At 67.6% G+C, this 7,144-nt stretch carries 8 protein-coding genes; 7 read left to right on the top strand and 1 reads right to left on the bottom strand.

What is annotated here, in order from left to right:
• The first annotated feature begins 69 nt into the window (after positions 1-69).
• The 5 genes from NNZ72_RS24395 (at position 70) to NNZ72_RS24375 (ending at position 3,648) form a co-directional block, all read left to right on the top strand.
• Complete coding sequence (locus NNZ72_RS24395; protein ID WP_257318276.1) at positions 70-1,056, top strand: Gfo/Idh/MocA family protein; 987 nt, start codon at positions 70-72, stop codon at positions 1,054-1,056.
• The gene (locus NNZ72_RS24390; RefSeq protein ID WP_257318275.1) at positions 1,053-1,739 is read left to right on the top strand and encodes an SDR family NAD(P)-dependent oxidoreductase; all 687 of its coding nucleotides are present in this window, start codon (positions 1,053-1,055) and stop codon (positions 1,737-1,739) included. The genes NNZ72_RS24395 and NNZ72_RS24390 overlap by 4 nt, the downstream gene beginning before the upstream one ends.
• Before the next feature lie 49 nt (positions 1,740-1,788).
• Positions 1,789-2,070: a muconolactone Delta-isomerase family protein gene (locus NNZ72_RS24385; RefSeq protein WP_257318274.1), complete on the top strand. Its 282-nt coding sequence runs from the start codon at positions 1,789-1,791 to the stop codon at positions 2,068-2,070.
• A gap of 80 nt (positions 2,071-2,150) precedes the next feature.
• Positions 2,151-3,200: a LacI family DNA-binding transcriptional regulator gene (locus tag NNZ72_RS24380; RefSeq protein ID WP_257318273.1), complete on the top strand. Its 1,050-nt coding sequence runs from the start codon at positions 2,151-2,153 to the stop codon at positions 3,198-3,200.
• Positions 3,201-3,222: 22 nt separating this feature from the next.
• Positions 3,223-3,648, top strand: a complete 426-nt coding sequence (locus NNZ72_RS24375) for an acyl-CoA thioesterase (protein ID WP_257318272.1) — start codon at positions 3,223-3,225, stop codon at positions 3,646-3,648.
• A 73-nt stretch (positions 3,649-3,721) separates the two neighbouring features.
• On the opposite strand, the gene NNZ72_RS24370 is transcribed toward NNZ72_RS24375, so the two are convergent.
• Positions 3,722-4,624: a LysR substrate-binding domain-containing protein gene (locus NNZ72_RS24370; RefSeq protein WP_257318271.1), complete on the bottom strand. Its 903-nt coding sequence runs from the start codon at positions 4,622-4,624 to the stop codon at positions 3,722-3,724.
• A gap of 146 nt (positions 4,625-4,770) precedes the next feature.
• Here NNZ72_RS24370 and NNZ72_RS24365 point away from each other — a divergent pair, with 146 nt between their 5' ends.
• Both NNZ72_RS24365 and NNZ72_RS24360 read left to right on the top strand, forming a co-directional pair.
• Positions 4,771-6,024 carry an aromatic ring-hydroxylating oxygenase subunit alpha gene (locus NNZ72_RS24365; RefSeq protein WP_257318270.1) on the top strand — a complete coding sequence of 418 codons (1,254 nt, stop codon included), beginning with the start codon at positions 4,771-4,773 and terminating at the stop codon, positions 6,022-6,024.
• Positions 6,014-7,099, top strand: a complete 1,086-nt coding sequence (locus NNZ72_RS24360; protein ID WP_257318269.1) for an FAD-binding oxidoreductase — start codon at positions 6,014-6,016, stop codon at positions 7,097-7,099. Before NNZ72_RS24365 ends, NNZ72_RS24360 begins: the two co-directional genes overlap by 11 nt.
• The last annotated feature ends 45 nt before the right edge of the window (positions 7,100-7,144 follow it).

The following is a 7,144-nucleotide window of genomic DNA, read 5'->3' as shown; positions in this document are numbered from 1 at the left end:
CATCCTCGGCCATAAACACAGTGCCCGAAAGGCAGATGTCGAAACGCATTTCATTGGTAGGGCCGCGTGATGCTGCGGTTCGGCATACTCGGCGCCGCCCGCATCGTGCCCTGGGCGCTGCTCGAACCGGCCGCACGGCGCGACGACGTGGAGATCGCGGCGATAGCCGCCCGCCGGCCCGGCGCCGCGGCGGAGTTCGCCGCGCGGCACGGCATCGCCCGGGCCTACGATAGCTACGAGGCGCTGATCGCCGATCCGGCGATCGACGTCGTCTACAATCCCCTGCCGCCGCACCTGCATGCCGCGTTCTCCATCAAGGCGCTGCAGGCGGGAAAGCACGTCCTGTGCGAAAAGCCCTTCGCGATGAACGCGCGCGAGGCCGAGGCGATGCAGGCGGCCGCCGCCCGCGCGGGACGCCGCGTCGTCGAGGCCTTCCACGACCGCTACCATCCCGTCTTCCGGCACCTGCTCGACCTCGTCGATTCCGGCAGGCTCGGCGCCGTCCGGACGCTGACGGCCGTGTTCAACCACACGATCCCCGAAACGCCGGGCGAGTTCCGCCGCATCCCCTCGATGGGCGGCGGCGCGCTGATGGATCTCGGCTGCTATCCCGTCCACTGGTGCCGCTCGCTGATGCGCGCGGAGCCGGAGGTCGTGGAGGCCGGCGCACGCCTGACGGCGGACGGATGCGACGAGGAGATCCGCGCCACCCTGGCATTCCCCTCGGGCGCCATCGCCCGCATCGAGGCGCTGATGACGCCGGACTGGCGCTATCACGCCCGCTTCGTCATCGAGGGCGAGCGCGGCACGGTCACGGCGGAAAACAGCCTCCTGCCGCATCTCGGCCATTCCATCATCGAGCGCCTGGACGGCGGCCTGCGGCAATACACGATCGGCGGCGGCACGACGTTCGATTTCCAGCTGGCCGCGTTCGTCGCCGCGCTGACGGACGGCACTCCGCTGCCGACGGAAGGCGAGGACAGCCTCGGCAACATGCGGACCATCGACGCCATCTACGCGAAAGCCCGCGTGAACAGGGAAGGATCGGGATCGTGAGCACGGTCGTCATCACCGGCGCCGAGCAGGGCCTCGGCCTGGAGCTCGCGCGCCTCTACGGGCAGGAGGGCCACCGCGTCGTCGCCGGATGCCTCGACCCCGCCAGGCCCGACATCGTGCGCCTCGCCGGGGAATGCCCCGGCGTGACGGTGCACAGGCTGGACGTGACGCGCGACGGATCGGTCGCCGCCTTCGCGGATGCGGTGCGCTCCGGGCCGGTCGACATCCTCGTCAACAACGCCGGCATCCACCTGCGCAAGTGGTCTCCGCCCGACACGGTTTCCTTCGACGACTGGGAGGCGACGCTGCGGGTCAACACCCTCGGCCCCGCCCGCGTCTCCTTCGCGCTCCAGCGCAGCCTCGCCAGCGCCGGCGGCGCCAAGCTGGTCACCATTTCCAGCGACTGGGGCTCCGTCTCCAACCATCCCGGAACCGCCTACGACTACTGCTCCTCCAAGGCGGCGGTGAACAGCGTCATGCGCGGCATCGCCCGCAACTGGGCGGCGTCCGGGATCACCGTCCTCCTCATCCATCCCGGCTGGATGCGCACCGCCATGGGCGGCGCGGACGCGCCGAACCTGCCCGCCGACAGCGCGCGCCGCGTGAAGGCCGTCATCGACGGGGCGAGCGCCGCCGACAACGGGCGCTACATGGACACCGAGGGAAACGACATGCCGTGGTAGGCGGCACCGGACGCCCCGACGACATTGCTTCACCATCAGCGAGAGACAGATGCAGTTCCTTGTACTGACCAGACGGAAGACCGAGGCCTTCACAACCGCAGATTTCGCGGAGAAATTCGACGCGGAGGTCGCACGCGCCCGGGAGCTCTACGGGGAGCAGTTCACGCGGCAGATCTGGCACCGGGCCGACGGCAGCGGCGCCTGCCAGATCGTCGAGGCGCCCGACGAGCAGACCGTCGCCGACCGGATCAACACCCTGCCCTTCGCGCGCGCCGGAATGCTGGACATAACCATCGTTCCCCTGAAGCCCTATGCCGGGTTTTCGGGATAGGCGGCGCGGACTGCACGCCCGTGTTGTGAAAAGAACGGTTCCGGCGTCATTATGTCCCGGAGAAACAGGGGAAGGAACATATGGCCAGGATCACCGGGGACGGAGCGGTCGAGACCGGCGTCGTGAAGCTCAAGGACGTGGCGCTGCGCGCGGGCTGTTCGGTCGCCACCGCCTCGCGCGTCCTCAACGGCCATCCCACGGTCGGGCCTGCGGAGAAGGAGCGCGTCCTCGCCGCCGCCGCGCAACTCGGCTACGTGCCGAACAACTCGGCGCGGGCCCTGCGCTCGCAAAGCACCAGCCTCGTCGGCGTGGTCATACCGACGCTCGACCACGCCATCTACGCGAAGATGGTGGGCGGCCTGCAGGAGCGCCTCGCCCGCAGCGGCAAGGCGGTCATCATCAGCACGTCCGACTACGATCTCGAGCGCGAGCGCATGCAGGCGAAGCTTCTCGTCGGACGCGGGGTGGAATCGATCGTGCTCGTCGGCCTCGAGCATCATCCCGAAACGCTCGAATACCTTCGCCGGGCGGGCGTCTCCCAGGTCTTCACCTATACCTGCGAGCTCGGCGACGGCGATGCGGCGGTCGGCTTCGACAACCGTCTCGCCGGCGCCTCGGTCGCCCGGTTCCTCCTCGAACGCGGCCATACGCGCTTCGGCATGATCGCCGGCGTCACGCGCGGAAACGACCGCGCGACGCAAAGGCGGGACGGCTTCATCGCCACCCTGACGGAGGCCGGCATCCAGCGGCAGGACATCATCGTGGTCGAGGCGCCCTACAGGATCGAGAACGGCCGGGCCGCCATGCAGTCGCTGATGCAGACGCATCCGCGTCCGACGACGGTGTTCTGCGGCAGCGACATCCTCGCCGTCGGCGCCATCAAGTATTGCCATTCGGCCGGGATCGCCGTCCCGGAGGACGTCTCCGTCGTGGGGTTCGACAATCTCGAGGTCGCCGAGCTCGTCACGCCGGAACTGACCACCGTCGACGTCCCGGCGCGCGAGATGGGCGAGGCCGCGGCGGACGCCCTGCTCCGCCTCGGCGAAAAGAAGGGGTCCTTCATCGTCACGGAACTGCCGACGCGCCTGATCGTGCGCGGCAGCACCGGGCCGGCGGCGGCCCGGCGCTGACAACCCCGCAGGATACCAGACGATGTTTCACCGAAATGAACTGATCCGCTTCCAGCATTGCGACCCGGCCGGGATCGTCTTCTATCCGCGCTATGTCGAGATGATCAACGCGACGGTCGAGGACTGGTTCGACAGCATCGGCCTCGGCTTCGCCGACATCCACGGCAGGCTCAACACGGCCATCCCCGCGGTGTCCCTGGCCGTCGATTTCCGCGCGCCCTCCCGCATCGGCGAGACCCTCGTCTTCATGCTTACCGTCGAGCGGATCGGGACGACCAGCGTCGGCCTGCGGATAGAGGCCCGGCACCGCGACGAGCTCCGCTTCACGAGCAGGCTGACGCTTGTCCACACGAGCAAGGAGGACTACCGGCCGCGGCCCTGGCCGGACCGTTTCCGGGATGCGATGGCCTGCGAGGAGGCCCAGAGCAATTCCAGCAAAAGTGCGTAGCGGTTTTGCGTCCGGAATTGCGTAGAAACAGGGAGATGGAGCGTTTCCGCGATTCGGAGAAAGTGGAAACGCTCTAGCCGGAGGCCGTGCGGAGCCATTCGATGAACAGGCGCACGCTTTCCTTCTGGACCTTGCGCTGCGGCACGACGACGAAATAGGCGGCGCGGGTCCGGATGGACGCCTCGGTGAGGCGCACCAGCCGGTTCTGCTGGATGAGATCGGCGACCAGGCGGCTCCATCCGAGCGCGATGCCCTGGCCGTTCATCGCGGCATAGATCGCCTCGCTGTAGAAGCTGCAGCGCAAGCCCCGGCCCTTCTTCGTCGGCTTGACGGAAAAGGCCGCAAGCCATTCCTCCCAGCCGGTCCATGTCGGGTCGTCGGCGTCGCTGGAGATGAGGGGATGGCCGACGAGGTCTTCCGGCGTGCGGATCGGGCCGGCCGCCCGCGCATAGTCGGCGCTGCATATCGGGAACACCTCGTCCTCGAAGAGGAACTCGGCCTGGCCGTCCGACCATGCGCCGGTGCCGTAGCGGATCGCGAGGTCCACGTCGCTCGCCTCGATGCTCGTCCTCGCGTCCTGCGTGATGATGCGCAGCTTGACCTCGGGACAGGCGCGCGAGAACGCGGCGATCCGCGGCAGCAGCCAGAAATGGGAGAACGAGATCGTCGCCGAGATCGCCAGCTCGTCGTCCGGCCCGTCCTCCCGCAGGCTCGTGACCGTCTCGGCGATGAGATTGAAGGCGTCGCCGGCGGCGGCGGACAGCAGCCTGCCCTTCTCCGTCAGCTCGATCCGGCGATGAAGCCGGCGGAACAGCGGGAAGCCGAAATCCTGCTCCAGCACGTGGATCTGGTGGCTGATGGCCGCCTGGGTCACGCCCAGCTCGGCCGCCGCCCGCGTGAAGCTGGACAGCCGCGCGGCCGCCTCGAAGGCCGTCAGCGCGGTGAGCGGCGGAAGCTTCTTCCTCAGGCTTGCCAATGTCGGTCCCCCATGGCTCGCGCGGCTGCGCCTTCATTATTTTTCCTAATGCCATTAGCACATTTTTTTGCCGTTGAGCATCCGGATATCCTGAGCGATCTTGCCTTTTATCATGTCGGATTTCCGATAAAACATAAGGTGGGATTATGCTGCAGACCTTCGCTTCCTCCATCTCGGCCCTCCTCGACGCAAGAGCGGAGGGACATTCGCTTCCGGCGGGCCTCTATACGCGCGAGGACGTGTTCGAGGCCGATCTCGACGTCTTCTTCCGGCAGCACTGGATCTGCATCGGCGTCGAGTGCGACGTTCCGGAGCCGGGCGATGCGACCGTCGTCGACATCGGCAAGACGAGCCTCATCCTGCTGCGCGACGACGACGGCGAGATCCGCGTGATGCACAACGTCTGCCGCCATCGCGGCGCGCGCCTGCTCGACGCGGGCAAGACGATCGTTTCCAAGCTGGTCTGTCCCTATCACACGTGGACCTACGAGCTGACCGGCGAGCTCAGCTACGCGCCGCACATGGGCAAGGGCTTCGACAAGGAATGCCGCAGCCTCAGGCAGGTCGCGTGCAAGTCGATCGGCGGCCTCATCTACATCTGTCTGTCCGACGATCCGCCGCAGGATATCGCCCGCCTCGAGGAGGTCATGGCCGAGCGCCTCGCCCCCTACGACATCCGCAACGCCAAGGTCGCCCACGAGTGCGACGTGATCGAGCAGGGCAACTGGAAGCTCACGATCGAGAACAACCGCGAGTGCTATCACTGCTCGGCCAACCATCCGGAGCTCTGCGTCTCCTTCGTCGACCTCGACTTCGGCTTCGACCCGGACGCGCTCAGCCCCGAGGACCGCGCCCAGGCCGAGGAGCATTTCGCGCTCTATGCCGAGCGCACGCGGCAATGGGAGGCAGAAGGCTATCCCTCCTGCGCGGTCGAGCAGCTCGCGGACTGCGCCACCAACTTCCGCACGCAGCGGCTGATCATCGCCGGGGCCGGCGAATCCCAGACGCCGGACGCCACGGCCGCCTCCTCGAAGCTGCTCGGCACGATGACCCGCAAGGACCTCGGCGACACCCATCTCTGGGGCCACAACAGCTGGAACCACTTCATGGGCGACCACGCCGTCGTCTCGTTCGTCATTCCGCTTTCCGCCGACAGGACACTGGTGCGGACGAAATGGCTCGTCCACAAGGATGCGGTCGAGGGCGTCGACTACGACCTCGACAAGCTGACCAACGTCTGGACCGCCACGACGGACCAGGATTCCGAGCTCGTGGCGCGCTCGCATGCCGGCGTGGCGGACCCCGCCTACGTTCCCGGCCCCTACTCGCCCTTCTCCGAAACGAACCTCGACAAGTTCGCGACGTGGTACATCGACCGGATGCGCGCCCATGGATATTAAGAGCCCGTTCTCGCCGGCCGAGCGCCTCCAGCTCGCCGACCTGTGGAACCGCGATACGGACGAGGATCTCGTCTGCATCGACGTCCGGCAGGAAACGCACGACGTGAAGACCTTCACCTTCGCCTCGCCGGAGGGAAAGCGCTTCGCCTTCGAGGCCGGCCAGTATTTCCTGTTCGATCTCGAGATCGGCGGGCAGCCGGAGAGCCGCTGCTACAGCATCTCGTCCTCGCCGCGGCGCAGCAACGCCTTCTCGGTCACCGTCAAGCGCGTCGCCGGCGGCCGGATCTCGAACTGGCTGCACGACAACCTCGCCGTCAATTCGAAGGTGAGGGCGAACGGCCCCCTCGGCCATTTCATCCGGCCGAACGCCGGGAAGTACCTGTTCCTGTCGGGGGGCTCCGGGATCACGCCGGTGATGGCGATGGTGCGTGAGCTGGCGGATACGTGCGAGCCCGCCGACGTCGTGTTCCTGCATGCCGCGCGCAGCCCGAAGGACCTGATCTTCCGCGACGAGCTCGCCTGCCTTGCCGCGCGCGCGAAAGGGCTGCGCCTGCAGTTCCTGCCGGAGACGGTCGCGGGCGAGGCGCAATGGCCGGGCCTTTCGGGGCGCATCTCCGCCGAGTACATGAAGCTCGCGGTGCCGGACCTCGCCGAGCGCGTCGTCATGTGCTGCGGCCCGGCGCCCTTCATGGCCGCGGCCCGGGCGATCGCGGCCGAGCTCGGCGTGCCGCCCGAAAACTACATCGAGGAGAGCTTCGACGGGGCCGTCGTCGACGACATCGAGATCCCCGCGGCCGAGGAAGCGGCAACGCGCACCTTCCAGGTTTCCTTTGCCAAGCAGGGGCGGCAGATTGCGGTCGCGGGCGAGCAAACCGTCCTGTCCTGCGCCAGGAAGGCGGGCGTCAAGCTTCCCTCATCCTGCTCGAACGGCGTCTGCGGCACCTGCAAGTCGAAGCTGCTCTCCGGCTCCGTCGACATGAACCACAATGGCGGGATCCGGCAGCGGGAGATCGACGCCGGACTGTTCCTGCCCTGCTGTTCGAAGCCGCTCAGCGACCTCGTCATCGATCGCTAGGAGGAAGGAACCCGGACGGACGGCGACGGCCGCCCGGGTTGAGAT

The organism is Shinella pollutisoli (genome assembly GCF_024609765.1).
Lineage (GTDB): Bacteria > Pseudomonadota > Alphaproteobacteria > Rhizobiales > Rhizobiaceae > Shinella > Shinella pollutisoli.
The sequence above is the reverse complement of the archived record's forward strand: the minus strand, read 5'-3'. Positions and strand labels throughout refer to the sequence as shown.